Annotated in this window: 10 protein-coding genes; all 10 read left to right on the top strand. The window is 29.9% G+C overall.

From position 1 onward, the window contains the following. Positions 1–518: 518 nt before the first annotated feature. Entirely contained in the window at positions 519–758 is a 240-nt protein-coding gene (locus tag ACTB1H_RS05915; RefSeq protein WP_463261913.1) for a hypothetical protein, read from the top strand. 570 nt (positions 759–1,328) lie between these two features. Then, on the top strand, positions 1,329–1,544 hold the full coding sequence (locus ACTB1H_RS05910) for a helix-turn-helix domain-containing protein (protein ID WP_463261912.1): 216 nt from the start codon (positions 1,329–1,331) through the stop codon (positions 1,542–1,544). A 1-nt stretch (position 1,545) separates the two neighbouring features. Continuing rightward, positions 1,546–2,136, top strand: a complete 591-nt coding sequence (locus tag ACTB1H_RS05905) for a DUF1819 family protein (RefSeq protein WP_463261911.1) — start codon at positions 1,546–1,548, stop codon at positions 2,134–2,136. Next, positions 2,136–2,711: a DUF1788 domain-containing protein gene (locus ACTB1H_RS05900; protein ID WP_463261910.1), complete on the top strand. Its 576-nt coding sequence runs from the start codon at positions 2,136–2,138 to the stop codon at positions 2,709–2,711. The genes ACTB1H_RS05905 and ACTB1H_RS05900 overlap by 1 nt, the downstream gene beginning before the upstream one ends. Positions 2,712–2,722: 11 nt before the next feature. Beyond that, positions 2,723–6,334 carry a BREX system P-loop protein BrxC gene (gene brxC, locus ACTB1H_RS05895; protein ID WP_463261909.1) on the top strand — a complete coding sequence of 1,204 codons (3,612 nt, stop codon included), beginning with the start codon at positions 2,723–2,725 and terminating at the stop codon, positions 6,332–6,334. 26 nt (positions 6,335–6,360) lie between these two features. Continuing rightward, on the top strand, positions 6,361–9,894 hold the full coding sequence (gene pglX / locus ACTB1H_RS05890) for a BREX-1 system adenine-specific DNA-methyltransferase PglX (RefSeq protein WP_463261908.1): 3,534 nt from the start codon (positions 6,361–6,363) through the stop codon (positions 9,892–9,894). After that, positions 9,881–10,087 (top strand): hypothetical protein, encoded by a 207-nt coding sequence (locus ACTB1H_RS05885; RefSeq protein ID WP_463261907.1) that lies wholly within the window; start codon positions 9,881–9,883, stop codon positions 10,085–10,087. The genes pglX and ACTB1H_RS05885 overlap by 14 nt, the downstream gene beginning before the upstream one ends. Before the next feature lie 158 nt (positions 10,088–10,245). Further along, a complete protein-coding gene (gene pglZ / locus ACTB1H_RS05880) occupies positions 10,246–12,774 on the top strand; it encodes a BREX-1 system phosphatase PglZ type A (protein ID WP_463261906.1) in 2,529 nt (842 codons plus the stop codon). 11 nt (positions 12,775–12,785) lie between these two features. After that, complete coding sequence (locus tag ACTB1H_RS05875; RefSeq protein ID WP_463261905.1) at positions 12,786–16,349, top strand: helicase-related protein; 3,564 nt, start codon at positions 12,786–12,788, stop codon at positions 16,347–16,349. Between the two features lie 16 nt (positions 16,350–16,365). Further along, entirely contained in the window at positions 16,366–19,884 is a 3,519-nt protein-coding gene (locus ACTB1H_RS05870; RefSeq protein ID WP_463261904.1) for a sacsin N-terminal ATP-binding-like domain-containing protein, read from the top strand. Positions 19,885–19,927: the final 43 nt, after the last annotated feature.

The following is a 19,927-nucleotide window of genomic DNA, read 5'->3' as shown; positions in this document are numbered from 1 at the left end:
AAAGATAATTCATTTTCATTTACTGTCTTCTTAAAACTTTTCTTTTTCATATTCATATCTCCTCAACATTTTCTTATTTAATTTAGATATATGAAAAAGTTAAAATAATTAATGTGAAATTCAACCTGGTTTTATTAGCAAAATGCTCTGAAGCCGCATAAACACTATATATAGATATATAGTTATATAGATATCTATATATATTCCTAGGTCCAGGTTGAAAAATCTAACAATAATTAATAAATGTGATAAGAAATTTAATTAAACTCTAAGAGTTTATAAAGGAGATAAATGCATATATCTTTTGTGAGGAGGTTGATATAGAGAGTAACGAAATTCTTTTTTTTATAAAAGGTTTAATGAGGGAAGGTAAAAGCCTCTACAGATTAGAGGTTAGAAGGAATTTAATGAAACTCTTGAGAAGAAGAGTTTCTAAAGGTCAAAGGTGTATATCTTTTGTGATGGACTTTAATAATTTAAAGACAGATCAAAAAAATTTTAATTAAGAAGGTGTTAGGATGATAAAAGATAAGATAACAGTATGTTCTAAAGATGGACAGAGCTTTGATAAGCTGCAGATTGCTTTAGCAATTAAAAATTCTACTTATGATGATGAGCTAAGTTGCTCTTTACTTGAAAATGGAGTAATAAAAGATTGTAGCAGATGCAATCTTAAAAAGATTTGTGAAGGAATAGAAGAAGTTGCTAAGGATTATTATGATAGTACTACTAAAGTTGTAGGAACATTTAATTTTTAAACCTCTTAATACTGTAGAAGCTCTAAAGAGTTTCATTAAAATCATTTTCTCTATAGGTGCTTTAGGGCATCTATTTTTTTGCAGTATTTATGTGATGATATTTGATATTTTTGTATATAAAACTAACACCTTGTCCATAATCAAAATAAGATTTAATTTTATGAGGTGATGGTTAGTTGAGTTACAGATTAAGAAATTTAATTTATTTAGATAATTGTGAAACGTATGATTTAGTACTTAGTAAAAAGTTAAGAAATTTTCCTTCTGGGTTTTGGAGCTCTCTTTATTAGAAGTATGAAGACGTAAATTTAGATATTTCAGAGAAAGAAAATAGTTGTTTGATAATATTTGAATAGAGATTGAGAGATATAATTTATTTTGAACGTACTAACTATTACATAATGAAAAAACTTAAATTCTCTTTTGTAAAAAATAGTTTTGATTTATCGAAAGATTAATTTGAAAAATAGCATGAAAAAATAGTATACTAAAATCAGTTGAGTTTATTTTTATAACGAGAATAGTCAGCGAGATAACAAATTGTATATAAGAATATAGAGGAGAAAAAATATGGCTGTTTCTTATAATGGATTATGGAAATTATTAATTGACAAAAAAATGAAGAAAATGGACTTAGTTGAAGTGATTGGTATTAGTAGTAGTACCCTTGCAAAAATGAGTAAGGGGGAAGTAGTGTCCATGAGCATTTTGGAAAAAATATGTCAATCTTTAGATTGTGATTTTGGGGATATTATAAATTACGAGAAGAAAGAGGTTGATAAATAAAATGGAATATAGTGCAGGAATAGTAAGTAAGTTATTATGGTTTGTGGAAACTCGTGAAACAGCGAAGTTACTACAAGAAAATTCATATAGTGAAGTTGAGAAGTTAGTTATTGAAAATAACTTATATCAACAAAATAAGTTAGATAGAATTCGAAGAGAGTTCAATTGTATAAAAAAGCGTCTTCAGGCATTGCCAGAAGAATTATTGAAAGAATTAATTAAAACAGACATCAGTACAGCGAAAATAATTGTGTTTATATCAGCCATGGCCACAGATTTACTGTTGTTTGAATTTGTGTATGAGGTATACCGTGATAAATTAAGAATGGCTGACTATATATTTGAAGACATTGATTTTAATGTGTTTTTTACAAATAAATCTAAACAAAGTGAAAAGATTGCAGGATGGAGTGATTCCTCTATAGCTAAAATAAAGCAGACATATAGTAGATATTTGTTTGAAGCTGGTCTTATAGAAGGAACAAAGAAGAATAAGAAAATTTGTAGAGTATATATAGATCAAGATTTAAGAGATATCTTGATGAGAAACAATATGGAAAAATACTTGATTGCAATTACAGGAGAAAGATAATGGAATTTAAAGATAAATTGGATGGTATATGGAATCGCATATCAGACAAAGAATTTTTGGCTAATAAAGGTGTCGCAAATGAGGTTAGATATTATGTTTTTGATTATGAGGCATGTAATGAGCTTATAGTTAGGAATAAAATAGCTGCATTAAGAAGACAAAACAGTAAAGATGCAGATGGATTTCAGATAGTTGAATATGATTTATATAAAATGATAATAGAAATATTGGAGGATGAAGGTTACATTGATATGTGCATTAATTTCGAAAAGACAAAAGGCAGAGATTTTATGTTTAATGCAGTATCTACTATGCTTAAACTTACAGATGATGATAACTTAATTATTAATAAAATAATTGATGAAACCCCAAATAATGCTGTTGTATTTTTAACAGGTGTGGGGAAAGCATTCCCTTTTGTAAGGTCTCATAATATATTAAATAACTTGGGTCAAGTGTTAGATAAAGTACCAGTAGTCATGTTTTATCCTGGTAAATGGGATGGTCAGGTTTTACGTTTATTTGGAACCTTAAAAGATGACAACTATTATCGAGCATTTCCATTAATTGGTTAGGAGGAATTCGAATGAAGATAAAAGATATGTTTTACAAAAAAATTAATAGAGATATAAAAGGTGTTATTAAGGTTGGGCAATCGGATGATGAGAATATATTTCAAGAATTAGATGAATATGTAGTAACCTCTGAACTAGAAAAATATATGGATAGATTCTTTGATGCATATACAAAAGGTCTGAATGAAAGAACAGATAAAATGGGGGTATGGATTTCAGGATTTTTTGGAAGTGGTAAATCTCATTTTTTAAAGATATTGTCTTATATTCTAGAAGATAAAGTAGTAAAAGACAAAGAAGGAAATATAAGAAATGCTACAAGCTTCTTTTTAGAGGATGCTAAAATTTCTAAGGAAACTTTGAAAAAAAAGATAGAAATGGTGTCAAGTTATAGCCAAGATACAGATGTAATATTGTTTAACATAGATTCTAAGAGTGGTTCAAAAATCAACAAGAATGCTATTGTTGAAGTTTTTATGAAAGTATTTAATGATCATATGGGGTATTGCGGTTCTATTCCCTTTCTTGCTGAACTAGAAAGAAAAATAGATTTTGATGGAAAATTTAATGATTTTAAAGCAAAGTTTAAAGAAATTGACGGTTCAACATGGGAAAAAAAGAGAAATAATTTTTATTTTATACAGGACATAATTATAAAAGTATTAGTAGATCTGGATATTATGAGTGATAGAGAAGCACATAATTGGGCTGAAAATGCACAGAGTTCTTATAGTTTATCAATAGAAAAATTTGCAGATTATGTTAGAACATATTGCGAAAGTAAAGGAAAGAATCATCATGTTTTATTTTTGGTAGATGAAATTGGTCAATATATAGCTGATGATGGGAAGCTAATGTTAAACTTACAAACAGTTACAGAAGATTTAGGAACTGCTTGCGGTGGACATGCTTGGATTGTTGTTACAAGTCAACAGGATATTGATTCTATAACAAAAACCATTGGAGATAATTTTTCTAAGATTCAAGGTAGATTCGATACAAGAATACCATTATCATCAGCTAATGTGGACGAGGTTATCAGAAAGCGTATTCTTTTTAAATCAGAAGAGGCAACTGCTATTTTAGAGAATTTATATGATAAGTATGAATCAGTTATTAAAAATCTTATAACTTTTAGTGAAGGTACACCATTTATGCCGTTATATTCAGACAATGAAGATTTTTCTGAAGTCTATCCATTTATTCCATATCAGTTTAATCTTTTAGGAAATGTTCTTACAGCGATAAGGCAGCATGGAGCCAGTGGAAAGCATTTAGCAGAAGGTGAAAGATCTATGCTTGCACTTTTTAAAGAGGCTGCAGAAAAATATGAGGATGAAAGAGAAGGAATAATTGTACCATTTAATCAATTTTATGGAGCATTGGAGAACTTTATTGACCATACTCATCGTATTGTTATAATTCAAGCTGCAAAAAACACAAGATTAAAAGAATTTGACGTTGAACTTTTAAAAGTATTATTTATGACTAAATATGTAGAGAATTTCCCTAAAAATGTGGAAAACCTTACAACATTAATGATTTCAAATATAAATGAAGATAGAATTGAGTTAAGAAAGAAAGTTGAAGCGTCATTAAGATTATTATGTGATGAAATGTTAGTTCAGAGGAATGGACAAATCTATTCATTTCTTACTAATGAAGAACAGGAAGCAGAAAATGCTATTAGGAATATAAATATTGATCCTAAGGATATTGTGAATTACATAGCACAGGTTGCCTTTGATGAGGTTATTGTTTTAACAAATAATAAATTTAAATATAGTAATAGATATCAATTTTCTTTTAACCAGAAAATCGATGATAGATTCTATAAAAATAATCAGAACCAGTCAATTAGTTTACATCTGCTAACAGCATACAGTGGTGAAAAATCTGATATAGCTTTAACTATGCTCTCAGCAACAGAGAAAAGTGTTATAGTTCGATTATCAGATGATTATTCATACTTAAGTGAAGCAGAAGAAATGTTAAAAATTACAAAATTCTTAAATAAGCAGGATGTTGGAACTATGTCTAATTATGAAATAATTAGAATTGCTAAACAGAAGGAAAGAAAAGATAAGGTTGAACGAATCCGTGATTATGTAAGAATGGCAATAGAGACATCAGATATTTATGTAAATGGTGAAAAAGCAGCTATTAAGACTAAGGACGTTTTAAATAGAGTAAATGAAGCACTTCGAAAACTTATCACAAGTGAATACAGTAAACTAGAAGATATGCAAACAGAACCTGGGCAATCCGATATTATGGATATGCTAAAGAAAAATAAAATACAGCTTTCACTAGATTTAGGAGGTATAGCTGAGCCTAATCATGAAGCATTAAATGGATTAATGGCTACTATTCAATATGCAGTGAAAATGGGCGCTAAATTTTCTGTTAAGCAGGCTATGGATAAATTTATGGCAGCTCCTTACGGTTATATTGATGAAGATGTGCAATATTTAATTGCGACATTATATAAAAAAGGTAAAATAGCATTAAAAATGAATAGTGTTGTATATAGTCCAGCAAGTACTTTGCCAGAAGATGCCTTTAAGTATATTACTAAAAAAGAGTTTAGAGAAAAAATATTGCTTGAACTTAAAGAAAGTCCAAAAACAAAATGGATAAAAGCAGTTAAAGATGTAATTAGAGATTTTTTTGGGAAATCAGTTATTACTGATGATGCTGACACTTTAATGAGAGATTATAGACATCATGCAGAAGTAAAAAGAAGAGAACTTGAAGAATGCCTAAAAGAAGACTATAGATTAAATCCTATTCTCCCAGGAAAGGCAGTTTTAGAAAAAGCTATAAGACTAATTAATGATACAGAGAGTATAGTTGATCCAATGACTTTCTATAGAAGAATTGATGATTTGTATGATGATTTTGATGAAGTAGCACTTGAACTTACAGATATTAATAGTTTTTTAGGTGGTGTACAGAAGAATATTTTTAATAAAGCTTGTGAAATTCTTAGTATATACGAAGCAAGTAAAAACTTCATATCTGATACGAGTATTATAGAATATGCAGATCAGATAAAGAAAATTATTAGTATTAAAAAGCCTTATAGCTTAATAACAAAGCTTGAGACTATCTCAAAACAATTAGGAGATGCTATTCTTTTACTACTTGAAAATGATGCTGCTCGCATTAAACCAGAAGTTGAGTCTGATAGAAGGCTTGTTATAGAAGCACTAATAGTTGAAAGACCATATGCTGAAAGGCTAAAGAAAAAATTTGAAGAGAAATTTAGTGAATTGATTAATAAAGTAGATAGAACACATGATATAGCAGCATTAAATGGGATTCCTTCTGAAAGTAATGCTTTATGTCAGAATTGTCTTAATGAGATAAATAAAGAAGAGGAATTTTATCAAAAAACTATTGAAAAAGATAAGGAAAAATCAGATGGAGATACTCCAATAGTTCGTGAGAAACCAGAACCATTAAATATTATAAAAACTGTTCCTATAGGAATTAGAACTCTTACTAGAAACAAAACTTATGCAATTAAGACAGAAGAAGATGTGAATACATTTATAGAAGAAATTCGTAAGGAATTAGTATCTAAATTAAAAAAGGATACTGTAATCAAATTAAGTTAAAATACGGGACATGGATGGAGGAAGCTATGGATAAAGGAGCAATTAAGAATTTTGCAGTGGAAGCACGTAAAATTCTTAAAAAATCAGCTGTTACTGAAGCAGGCTTATATGGAGTTACCAAAGAAGGATGCAGTGAAGCAATCCAAAAGGGTAATGATTTTGAAGTTTATAAAACTATTGCAGGGACTGAAAATAGAATATATGGAAACACTATAAAAAAGAGAGCTAACCTTGCTAAAGCAATAGAAGAGCATGGATTTGAGCAAGTAATGGAAGAAACTGCTTATACTTGGTTCAATAGATTAATAGCAATCCGTTTTATGGAAGTTAATGACTATCTACCAACAAGAATTCGAGTTCTTTCATCTGAAGTAGCAGGAAAAAGAGAACCTGATATTGTTACACAAATTTTAGATGTTGATTTGAATATGGCACCTGAAGAATTAGAAAATGTACAAAAGGCTAAAGAAGAAAACAGATATGATGATGCTTTTAGAATGCTGTTTATAAAACAGTGCAATGAGTTAAATGAAATTTTACCAGGTCTATTTGAAAAAACAGATGATTATATGGAACTATTGTTAAAAATATCTTATACAACTGATGGTGTAGTTAGAATGCTCATCGACTCTGTACCAGAAGAAAATTTTGATGTTGAAAGAGAAGGGCAAGTCGAGATTATTGGCTGGATGTATCAGTACTATAATGAAGAACGTAAGAATGAAGTCATCAATATCTACAAAGGGACAATAAAAAAAGAGGATATTCCAGCAGCTACTCAACTTTTTACTACTGATTGGGTTGTTCGTTATATGGTAGACAACTCCCTAGGTAGATATTGGATTGAAAGAAACCCTGAAAGCAATTTACAAGATAAACTTGAGTATTTTGTTACCCCTAAAAATGGACAAATACAATATATAAATGAAAAAGTGGCTCCAGAAGAGATAACTTTTTTTGATCCATGTATGGGTAGTGGGCATATACTTGTGTATGCATTTGATGTTCTTATGGAGATTTATAAAGAATGTGGTTACATAGAAAGAGATGCAGCGAAATCAATTGTTGAAAACAATATTTTTGGTTTGGATATTGATAATCGTGCTTATCAATTTACGTATTTCGCTGTTATGATGAAAGCAAGAAGTTATGATAGAAGATTCTTTACAAGAGGAATTGAACCTAAAGTTTTTTCAATATATGAAACTAATACTATAACTAAATTTACTTGCGAAGATGTTACCAATGATGAAGAGCAAAATAAAGTTGGTGATTATCTAGTAAGTGCTTATAAACATGCAAAAGAAATTGGTAGTTTGCTGACTGTTAAAGATTATGACTATAAAGCCTTTATAGAATACCTGAATAGCTGCAATTTATCAGGGCAAATTACAATCGATAGCGATTATTGGTATAGGGAAATTATGCCGATAATGAAGATAATAGCAGAACAAGCATTGATGATGAGCCAAAAGTATACTGTTGTATGTACTAATCCTCCTTATATGAATAAGTTAGAGGGGCAGCTAAAGAAATTTGTTACTGAAAAATATAAGCCTTATAGCGGAGATTTGTTCTCTATTTTTATGTATAGAAATTTCGACTATTGCAAATTAAATGGATACTCAGGGTTTATGACTCCATTTGTTTGGATGTTTATAAAAACATATGAAGAATTAAGAAAATATATAATAAATGAAAAATCTATCACAACTTTAGTTCAAATGGAATATTCAGCCTTTGAAGAAGCTACAGTGCCAATTTGTTGTTTTGTATTGAAAAACGGAAAAGAAAGTCAAAAGGGTTTATACTTTAAACTTTCTGAATTTAAAGGTGGAATGGATGTACAGAAGAAAAAAGTTTTACATGCTATAACGGATAAGGAATGTGGGTATTTTTATGAAATTAGTGATGAAAAGTATGAAATAATCCAAGGAAGTCCAATTGCATACTGGGCAGGGAATAATACATTTTTATCATATGAATCTGAAAAGATATCAGATTATTATATTGTCAGAAATGGGATTTCAACAGGAGATAATGAACGCTATTTAAGAAGATGGACTGAAGTGAAATTTCCAACTGATAACTGGAAACCATGCAATAAAGGAGGAACATATAGAAAGTGGTACGGAAACAATGAGTATTTTGTTTATTGGCAAAATGATGGATACTTGATTAAGAATTCACTAGATGAAAAAGGAAGAATTAAAGCTAGGTTAGGAGGTGTTGAATATTCTTTTAATGAGGGAATTGAAATGTCAAGAATAACAAGTGGAATGCTTGGATTTAGATATAGTCCCAAAGGATTTATATACGAAAGTTCTACAAATGATATATATCAAAAAAATGATGCACATGATTTATTTACTATATTAGGATATTTTAATTCGAAAGTAACCACGCATTTTTTAAACTTAATGAACCCAACAATCAATATAATGCCAGAGGATATTAGAGGACTACCATGTGTAAAAAATGAAAATATATCTAGTATTACAGAAAAAGTATGTACCAATATAGAAATTTCGAAAAATGATTGGGATAGTTTTGAAACTTCGTGGGATTTCAAAAAACATCCTCTAATTAGCTATCAGAATGGATCAAGTTATGACAACAATCAAATGTGTAAACATAGAATAAAAGATGTCTATGAAATATGGGAAAGCAATTCTGAAGTACAGTTTAATATCTTAAAAACAAACGAAGAGGAACTTAATTGTATTTTTATTGACATCTATGGATTACAAGATGAACTATCACCAGAAGTAGATGATAAAGATATAACAGTACGTAAAGCTGATTTAGAAAGAGATATTAAAAGCTTTATTTCTTACGCAGTTGGCTGTATGCTTGGCAGATATTCTTTAGATGTAGAAGGTCTTATTTATGCTGGTGGAGAGTGGGATAACAGCAAATATAGTACTTTTATTCCTGATGCTGATAATATTATTCCTATTACTGACGAAGAGTATTTTGACGATGATATAGTGTACAGATTTGTTGATTTTGTAAAAGTTGTATATGGTGAGGATACTCTTGAAGAAAATATTCAATTTATTGCAGATTCACTTGGTGGAAAGGGAAAAAGTTCAAGAGAAGTTATAAGGAACTATTTTATAAAAAATTTTTACAAAGATCATTGTAAAATATATCAAAAACGTCCAATATACTGGATGTTTGATTCCGGTAAACAAAATGGATTTAAAGCACTTATTTACATGCATCGTTATGATAAAGATACTGTTGGACGTATTAGAGCAGATTATCTTCATAAGACACAGGGTGCAATTGAAGGTGCACTAAAAAATGCAGAGTATATCATATCTTCATCTACAAGTGCTGTAGACAGAGCAAAGGCAACTAAAGATAGAGATAAATACATTAAGCAGCTAAGTGAAATAAAAATATATGATCAGGCAATTGCACATGTTGCTTTGCAGAGAATAGAAATAGATCTTGATGATGGTGTAAAGCATAATTATCAGTTGTTTCAAGGTGTAGAAGTTTCAAGCGAAGGATCAAAGAAGCAGTCTGTAGATTTACTTGCGAAAATTTAATGATATTAATACAAAGCTTTATTCTGGTGGCACACCAACTTTTGACGAAGGTGATATTTTTAGAATTACTATACCACTCAAAAATATTGCAACAGCTAAGGTAGGACCAGATAGTAAAAGAGTCGGTCAAAATGTCGGTGAAGATGTCGGTCAGAGTGTCGGTCAAGATGAAGTTAATTTGCAGGAATTATAATCATCAAGCTGATAAGTGAAAAGACCGTGGAGAGGCAGATGAAGAAAATGACCAATGTAAAATATGTTGGAAGAGGGTATAGTGGACATTGGGAGATAATAAGCAGAAAAAAATAGACTTGCTCATAAGGTTTTATCTGCAAGAAAGGGGTAACTATTATGGAGTTATTAGAAATACAAAATAAAATTGATACTATGCTCTCAGGAACAGAACGAAAAATAGTGTTCTGGTATGATGAGGATGCTGAATATCAAGAAGATATTGAGGAGCTGAAGCTGACAGATGGAAATAAAATACGCATTTTAACAGATGATAATTGGTTTGAGACTAAACTTTTGTTAGAAGAACGTGATCCAGATAGTAACTATCTTGTATATGCACCTTTTAAACGTCCAGATGACAGAGAAAATCATCTTGCAGATACATTCTATTATTCACAGCATTTCTATTCAGATAAGATTGTGCAGCTATGTGGTGAATTAGGAATACCAGTAGAATGTCAGGATGAAGTGAAAAAATATAAGAGATTTTGGTCTTCTGGGAATACACAGAAATTCAAAGATTTACAGATTTCAGAATACTCTAAATCAAACATTACATTAGGAATTTTATGTGTTCTTGCAGGTGTAAGAATACTAAATTTTGAGGAATTATTAAGAAAGATTTTCTTAGCAGAAAAAGAAAATGAAAATCCAATAATTAAAAAGATGGAATACTATAAGATACACAAGGTATTTTGGGACTTTTGTACTAAGTATTATGGATATCGTGATTCAGATCCTTCAGTTAAGAATTTATTCAAAACTATGGTTATAACATATATAGATACAGTAACAGAAGGATCTTTGCCAAAGGAATGGAAAGCATATGTATCTGAGAAACATAACGATAATGTTGTATTTATAAAAAATCTAATGAATAATGATCAAACTAAAGAGTGCTATGATGAAATGTCAGATACTTTAGCTTATGAATTACGAGCTGAGGAATTAATAAAGAATATTCCACTTGAAAAAGTAGTAGCTTGTGATGCATTTGATTTATTTGATATCAATATTATTAGTTGGATTATTGCAAAAATCGAAGATAATATGCTTGATGAAAAAATAGCAGAATTAAAAATTCCTGAAATATGTGAAAGTAGGATAAAGACATCTTACCATTATGCTGAGAAGTTTAGAACTCAATATCTAATGCTTTATAATGCTTATAATTTAATAAAACAAATATCACTTCACGAGTTCAAGCCCTTATTGAAAGAAGTGGTGGATTACTATGCTAATGAAACCTACAAAATAGATTTATACTATAGAAAGTTCTACTATTATATGGATAAGGTTGGATTATCGGAAGATATAGAGAAGATAAAGGACTTAGTTGAAAATATATATACTAATAAGTATTTAAGCGACTTTTCTTATAAATGGAATGGAATATTATCAGATGAATTATATAAAAAATATACTGAAACAAAACAGGAAGAATTTTACGAAAGTTATGTAAAACCATTCATGATTGAAGATGGAAGAGAAGGAAGAGTTATTGTAATTATTTCAGATGGATTTAGATATGAATGTGCGAAGGAACTTATGGATAATTTTTCAATGGATGAAAAGTGTGATGCAAGTATAAGCCATATGTTAAGTGTATTACCTTCAGAAACTACACTCGGAATGGCTTCTTTGCTTCCACATAAGGAAATTGTTATTGACGAAACTTTTGGAATAACAGTGGATGGATTGCAATGTGGAAATAGCCTTGCAGACAGAGAAAGAATACTAAAAACCTATGTTCCTAAATCAATATGTTTACAATTTGATGAAGTAAAAAATGCCAAAAAAGAAACTATACGTGCAATGCTTCAGGATAAAGAAGTTGTCTATATATATAATAATCAAATTGATAACCGTGGAGAAAATATGAAGTCAGAAAATGAAGTTTTTAATGCCTGCCAAGAGGCCATAGAAGAAATCCAGGCGCTTATTAGAAGAATAACTGGGTATGTATCAGCTACAAGGTATTTAATAACAGCGGATCATGGCTTCATATATAAAAGAAATAAATTAGTTGAAAGTGATAAGATAACATTAGATAAAAAGACTGTACCCTTTGTTAATAAAAGATACTTATTGACATCAGAGGGGATTTCAAATGATGCGGTTATTAGTAGAAAACTTCAATATCTAGGTAATAATAATAAATTATTTGTAACTACACCTAGGGGAGCTGATATTATCAAAGCTCCAGGGGGAGGGCAAAATTATGTTCACGGTGGATCCTCACTTCAAGAAATGATAGTACCTGTAATTAAAGTTAAGACTGCAACAGGTAAGAAAGATACAGGAATTGTAAATGTTGAATTATCATCATTTACCAATAAGATTACAGGGATTGAAGTTAAACTTGATTTTATACAGATGGAACCTGTATCTGATGTAATAAAAGGAAGAAAGTTAATAGCATTTTTTGCTGATAGTAACGCAAGGAAAATTTCATATGATGTTCCTATCATTGCAAATAGCAAAGAGTCAGATGCACAAAAACGAGTTGTGACAGAAAAATTCACATTAAAAAGTGGGAAATATGATAGAAAGCAAGATTATTATTTAATTTTAGCAGATATGGACGATGAAAGAAAAATATATAATAGATATAAGTTCGAAATAGATATAGCAGGTACATTTTAGGGGGGAAGAAGATGAATCACTCAAGTATAATTAGCAAGATGAATGAATTCATGTTTAGATTGAATGAGAGAATGGTTATGTGGCTAGAAAATAGATTGCCTAAGATAACTGATAATTGGTGGGATGAACTAATAATCAATAATTTAAGTGATTTACAAAGAGAAAATGTAATTAATAATGATGTCCACGAAATAGAGGGGCTGGATTTAGCCTCTTTGCTTAGAGTTTTTGACAGAAATTGGTTTTTAATAACTAGCTCATTCTTTGTTAATAATAAAGAAAGAGCGAACATTAGAAAAATGCAGGAAGTAAGAAATAGCTGGGCACATATTACTTATAAGGATATTACTAAGGCAAAAGTTATTGCTGATGTTGAAATTATTATTGAATTATTGCAGACATTTGATGCAACAATGAAAGAAACTAGGGATTTAGAAGAATTCATTTTTGACGTAGAAGAAGATAAAGATATGGAAATAGAGGATTCTAAAAAAGCAGAGATATATTTAAATAAAGTAGAGAGTTTTGGTGATGATGAGAAGGAAATTTCTATTGGAAGTGTTGTTACTCTTGTAAGCGATGCTTCTATTGTTGGCGCTGTCATTGGCATTAATGGGGATAAATATTCTGTACTTATTAATGGCAGCATACAGTCATTTTATAAAGAACAAATTGTTTTAAAAGTTGAAAAAAATAAAAGCAGGCTTGTATCGCTAAATCGAGTAAAGTCTGCTTTAACTGCATATCAAATTAACAATCCTGGTACAAGCAATCTGTATTCTTTGAATTCTGCAAGGATAGATTTTGTTCCATATCAATTTAGACCAGCTTTAAAATTAATTAAATCAGATACTCCAAGATTGTTAGTGGCAGATGATGTTGGGGTAGGAAAAACAATTGAAGCTGGACTTATTTTGAAGGAGCTTGAAGCACGATCTAACATTAATTCTGCCCTGATTATATGTCCAAGACCCTTAGTAGCTGAGCGAAAATGGGAAACAGAAATGAAAAGATTTGATGAAAATTTCACACAGTTAGGTGGAAAAGAGTTGCAAGACGCTATTGGTGAAACTAATAGAGATGGAGAATGGCCAGAACGTCATAATAAAACAGTTATTCCATATTCATTGTTTAATGAAGACACAATAATGGGTACGCAATCGGAAAGTAGTAAAAGAAAAAAGAACATTGGTTTATCAGAGTTAGATCCTCTGCCTCATTTTGATTTGGTAATTGTAGATGAGGCACATCACATAAGAAATGCCAACACATGGATGTATAGAGGGGTAGAGTTATTTTGTAGAAATGCTGATGCAGTAGTATTTCTTACAGCTACACCACTGCAAAATAGCGATAATGATTTGTATACATTACTTAATCTTTTAAGACCAGATGTAATTATTGACAAAGAAACCTTTAATACCATGTCTGAACCAAATAGAAACATCAATAATTTACTTAGAATAGTAAGAAAACAAGAAGCAAACTGGCAGGAAGAAGCAAAACATGAACTTAGCCAAGTATTAGACACAACTTGGGGAAGAAACGTTGTTCAGCACAATCCAAATTTTGAGAAGATCTATAATTATACTGAAAAAGAGAGAATTACAAGGGAAGAAAAAATAGAATTATTAACAATGATAGAAGGTCTTCATTCTTTCAATAACATAATAAATAGAACTAGAAGGAAAGATATAGAAGAATTTTGTATTAGAAGAACTTTAACTATAGAGGTACCATTTAATGATGTGCAAAAGAATCTATATGAAGCTTTAATTGAATTTGAGAGTATTGCATTATCACAACTACATGGAAGTAGAAGTGTAAGATTTATGATGTGTACTATTATGAGACAAGCTGCAAGTTGTATATATGGGCTAGCTCCATTTTTAAATTCATTGGTTTCAAGACGTTTAGAGCAAATACAGGAAGATGGCGAATTATATGAATATGATATTGATGAAAGTAACGACTATGGAAGCTTTTTAAATAAATTAGCTGAAGATATAGTAGCTTTATCAAGAAACCTTCCAAAAGATGATCCTAAATTTGAAAAAATTTATGAAGTTATTATGCAAAAACAGAAAGAAGAAAATAATAAAATTATTATTTTTAGTTCATTCCGCCATTCATTGAGATATATAAAGGAAAATCTACAAAAAAGAAATATTAGAGTTGCACAGGTTGATGGATCCGTTCCTGATGAAGAAAGATATGAGCTTAGAAAGAGGTTTATGCTGGATAAAAATGATAAAAATTCAATTGATGTATTATTGTTTACTGAAGTTGGATGTGAAGGTTTGGACTATCAGTTCTGTGACACTATGATTAATTATGATTTGCCATGGAATCCTATGCGTATTGAGCAAAGAATTGGACGTATTGATAGGCGTGGTCAAAAAAGCGATACAGTTAAAATTTATAATATAATTACTGAGGATACTATAGATGCAGTTATTTACGATAGGTGTCTAAGTAAAATAGGTGTATTTGAGGCGAGTATTGGGGATTGTTCTGAAATACTTGGTGATATTAGTGAGCAAATTTTACATATTATGTTTGATTCAGAATTATCAGAAGAAGAGAGAAAATTGAAAATTGAACAGATGGCTGATAATGAAGTAATGAAAGTGAATGAGATGAGAAAATTGGAGCAGGATGAAAAATCTCTTTTTGGATTTGACTTATCAAACTATATAATGAATAAAGATGTTCAGGATGCAGAAAATCCTTGGATTTCACCTCAAAGTATTAGAGATATGACAGAAATGTTTTTAAATGATTATCTGGGACAAGGAGAATACATTAGAGGAAAGTCAGAATTAAAAAGCCTGCGTTTGGCAGTGGATAAACGTCATCAAATGCTTTCGGAATTTAGAAAAAAGCAGATTGTAAATAACAATAATGCAAGTAAATTATGGGGAGCATATTTAAAATCTGATAAACCAACTCTTCAAGTTACCTTTGATAGTGTATGTGCAAAAGATAATAGAAATATAACGTTTTTAACACAAATGCATCCGCTAGTTATACAAGCAGCAGAATATGAGAGTAAGATGTTTCCATGTGAAATAGGAATAAGTGTAAATGATACAGAACTTTTATCTGGGGATTATGAATTTCTAATATATGCTTGGAAATATGTGGGGCTAAGGCCTGATATAAAGATGGTGGCAATTAGTGACAATATTGAGGTGCAAAAAAATATTATTAATTATCTTCAGTTTGCATCAGAATATAATGTGGAAACAGATAGATTTCAAAGTAAGTGGGATTCGATGGACAAGTTACATTATGAATACTGGCAAAAAGAGAAGGTGGCATATACTAAAATTGTTTCAGATGAATGTAATTATAGATTAGATCAGATGAAACATTCGTATAATCAGAGATTAGCTATTTTCCGCGCTATGATTAATAACGCAGGAGATGAGAAAATCAAACGAATGAGGCAAGCACAACTTGATAAATTGGAGAAAGATTATAAAATACAAGAAAAATCCATGAATGAAATAATAGCTAAAGCAGATATTCATACAAATCTATTAATTAAAGGTATTTTACATGTAGATTAAAAGAGGAGAATTAACTATGGGAAAGATTGATTATAAAAAAATTTATGAGAAAAATAGAGATGAATGGAAAGCATTGACAAGAGAACCACAAAAATATGAGGCTTTATTAGCAGGACATTATTCTGATAGCAATCATTTCGTTTATGAATTATTACAAAATGCTGAAGACGAAAAAGCAACAAAGGTTATTTTTGAATACTATAAAGACAAGCTTATATTTTATCATAATGGTGATGCATTTAATGAAGAAGATATTAAGGGCGTTTCATCAATGCTTATGGGAACAAAAGATAAAAATTCAGCCCAGACTATAGGCCGTTTTGGTATGGGATTTAAGTCTGTATTTAAGTATACATATCAGCCTCAAATATATTCTGATTATGAGGCTTTCAGGATAGAAAACTATCTTTTGCCTGTAGAGTTAGAGGAAAAGTGGGATTTCAATTATGAAAAAGCTAACCTTGGATATAGTCTAAGTTCTGGTGATCAGTATCGCCCTTTTGATAAAGAGGAACATCTTACAAAAATAGTAATTCCTTTTGCTAAAAGAAATCAACAGGGTGATATAGTATCTGTTAACGGGGAAGATGTTTTAAAAAAATTAAAAGCTTTAGACTGTGAGATACTTTTATTTCTATCAAGTATAAAAAGACTTTATTGGATTGATAAGATTACTGATAAATATGCAATGATTAGTTTAGATGAATCTAATAGAGATAATAATATTAAAACTTGTCGTATTGAAGGAACTGAATACGGTAGTAAAGAAGAAATTTCAAACTATATTAAGTTTAGCAAAAAGTTTGACCACTCTGAAATGAGTTCCGCTGAGGTAAGTATTGCATATCGTTTAAATAACCGTTCAAATAATATAAATGAAATGCAGAACACAAATGTATGGGTATACTTTCCAACGAAAGATGATACAAACCTACCATTTTTGGTTCATGGGTCATTTGAAACAGCAGTATCAAGAGAAAAGTTGATGGAACCATCTGCTTTCAATGATTATTTATATGAACAATTAGAAGATTTAATTTGTGAATCATTACTTGAATTGAGGGAAAAAGGTTTAATTACCCAAATGTTTTTAAGAAAAGTTCTTCTAGTTGCATTTAAAGAGGAAAGGCTCCCTAATTTAAAGCAGAAAGTTACAAATATGTTTTTGTCAAACAATCTGCTACCTGATAAATCTGGAGAATGCAGAAGGACGAATGAAGTATCCATTGCAGTCCCTTTTGGAATTGCAGAATTTAAAGAAAAGGAGACTTTCTCTGATTCTTTTAGAACAGTTAAAGCATTTGCAGCTTTTAATAATGAGAGAGAAAGTAACTTTACAGAATATTTTACTTGGCTTAGAGATGATTTGCATATAAATATTTTTAATTTGGAATCTTGGGCAAATAGACTTTGTAAATATGACATTAGAGATATTAATTTATATGGGAAAGGTATGGAAGAATTAAAGGATTTCTATGAAATTTTATCTGATTATAGAGAATCTTTATATAGTAGTAAGTTTACGAGCTATTATTCAAGAAGTGGTCCATATGAAAGCTCTATACGCGAATGTTTAAGTTCTGCATGGAAATTGTTAAAGCAGGCTCCAATAATTTTGAACGCAGAACAATTTATGATACAAGCATATAAGGACGCAAAACCTAATATTTATTTAAATTCATCAAGTCAGTATAAGAGTGTGGTAGCGTCTGCAATAGTAAATTCTGATATTTCAAAAGAATTTAAACTGTTACTTGAAGATGGATTTTCTATTAAGGAATTTAATAATTTTCAATATGTAAAAGAAAAAGTTGTTAATAAATATATAAAATTTGATAAGAAAATTAACTTTGAAAATTCTGAAAATCAAGATGAGGAATATCTAGAAGATATTACTGAAATTATAAAATTAATTGATGAAACTCGAGAAGTTCAAGCTATTCAAGAGATTCTTAAAAACTCTCATATAATACGTACAATTAATAATGAAGGAAGAGTTATGTTTTCCAAACCTCATGAGTCATACACAAATGTGTCAGAAGAAGGAGTTAATTTAGAAGTTTATTATAGGGATATAAATTATCATAAGTATTGTATTGATGAAAAGTTCTATTTAAGTAATGGGATTTCAATTAATAAATTGGAGAAATTCGGTCTTTGCTTTAAATTAGTTACAGATGGAGATAGAACTTTTAATAGTTTTGGAGCATCTCCCTCTTGGAAAGCCTTAGGAGAATACTGCCCAAAAATTCAAATAGCTGAATTAAGTGAAAATATTAGATATATTGAAAAAAATCCCAATAAAGAATTATCAAAACACAAATCTTCTGAGATATTGAAAATGTTACTTAAAATAAGTGGTAAATTATCAGGTAGTATTAAATATAGAAAAAATAACCCTTATGAACAAGTAGAGAGTTCAAGTCTATTAGAAAATGTAATCAAATCTGGAGAATGGTTATTTGATAAGAACGAAAAATTATGCCCCATAATAGGAATGTCAAAGTATGATTTAAATAAAGAAATATATGGAGAAGTAATAAGTGATAAAGAGGCTTATAAAATACTTGGTTTCATAGAAACAGATAAAGACAGCAAAGCTGAAACTTTTGAGATGGTGGATTCTTTAGATAAGCGGGATAAAAGTATTTTGCTAAGACAGTTAGCTAGAGAACTTGGTATGAGAATTGATGAAAATACACCAATAGATGATGAGGAAGTTGATGAAGAAGAATCTACTTTTAATGGAACAGAATGGGTATCTAAGGATTTTCCAGATAAAATGGTTAAAAACAAGGAAAGTCTTATTGAACATGTGAGACAACAATTTTTTTGTGCTGATCCTACTAAATATGAAAAAGTTCTAAGACAGATAAGGGTTAGTAAAAATCCTAAAGTTGTAAGAGCTTATATAAGTGGAATGTACACAAATGATAGTGATGTGAAAATTTGTCAAATGTGTAGAGAACCTATTCAATTTCTTGAAGTAACTGAAATATCTAATTATGGCATTGAAATGAATCAACTTAATCTTTGTCTTTGTAAAAATTGTGCTAGCAAATATAAAATGTTTAGAGATAATAATAAAGATTGCTTTAAAAATGAGATGAAGAAAGCAATTTGTAATTTGGATATTGATAACAATTATGGAGAATGTGAAATAGAATTAAATTCTGATACATCAATTTATTTTACACAAACACATGTTGCTGAAATTCAAGAAATATTTAATTTGATAGATGAATATGGAACACCAGAGAAAGGAGAGTATGGTAGAAGTGTCAATGATACGTTGAGTTCACAAGAGTCTGCTGCATCATCAGAAAATTATTTAGATATAAATAGGCCGGAGAATAATAGTGTAGAAGTTAGAAATGGAAGTTTTGTAGAATATAAAATGCTTGGAACTGGTGAAGTGAAAGAGATAACAATAAATACTGCTGCATTTCCACTTCATAATGCTTTTGTAGGCAAACATGAGGGGGAAAGGGTTGATTTATCTGGAAAACAATACGAAATTATTAGTATTTTATAGAATAAAAGCAAGATAATATCTTTTATAAAGGAAGAATTTAAAG

Source organism: Soehngenia sp., assembly GCF_055108775.1.
The sequence above is the reverse complement of the archived record's forward strand: the minus strand, read 5'-3'. Positions and strand labels throughout refer to the sequence as shown.

What these genes read in the sequence shown, in the direction of transcription:
- ACTB1H_RS05915 (WP_463261913.1), top strand. Translation starts at nt 519, where the DNA reads ATGATAAAAGATAAGATAACAGTATGTTCTAAAGATGGACAGAGCTTT.
- ACTB1H_RS05910 (WP_463261912.1), top strand. Translation starts at nt 1,329, where the DNA reads ATGGCTGTTTCTTATAATGGATTATGGAAATTATTAATTGACAAAAAA.
- ACTB1H_RS05905 (WP_463261911.1), top strand. Translation starts at nt 1,546, where the DNA reads ATGGAATATAGTGCAGGAATAGTAAGTAAGTTATTATGGTTTGTGGAA.
- ACTB1H_RS05900 (WP_463261910.1), top strand. Translation starts at nt 2,136, where the DNA reads ATGGAATTTAAAGATAAATTGGATGGTATATGGAATCGCATATCAGAC.
- brxC (WP_463261909.1), top strand. Translation starts at nt 2,723, where the DNA reads ATGAAGATAAAAGATATGTTTTACAAAAAAATTAATAGAGATATAAAA.
- pglX (WP_463261908.1), top strand. Translation starts at nt 6,361, where the DNA reads ATGGATAAAGGAGCAATTAAGAATTTTGCAGTGGAAGCACGTAAAATT.
- pglZ (WP_463261906.1), top strand. Translation starts at nt 10,246, where the DNA reads ATGGAGTTATTAGAAATACAAAATAAAATTGATACTATGCTCTCAGGA.
- ACTB1H_RS05875 (WP_463261905.1), top strand. Translation starts at nt 12,786, where the DNA reads ATGAATCACTCAAGTATAATTAGCAAGATGAATGAATTCATGTTTAGA.
- ACTB1H_RS05870 (WP_463261904.1), top strand. Translation starts at nt 16,366, where the DNA reads ATGGGAAAGATTGATTATAAAAAAATTTATGAGAAAAATAGAGATGAA.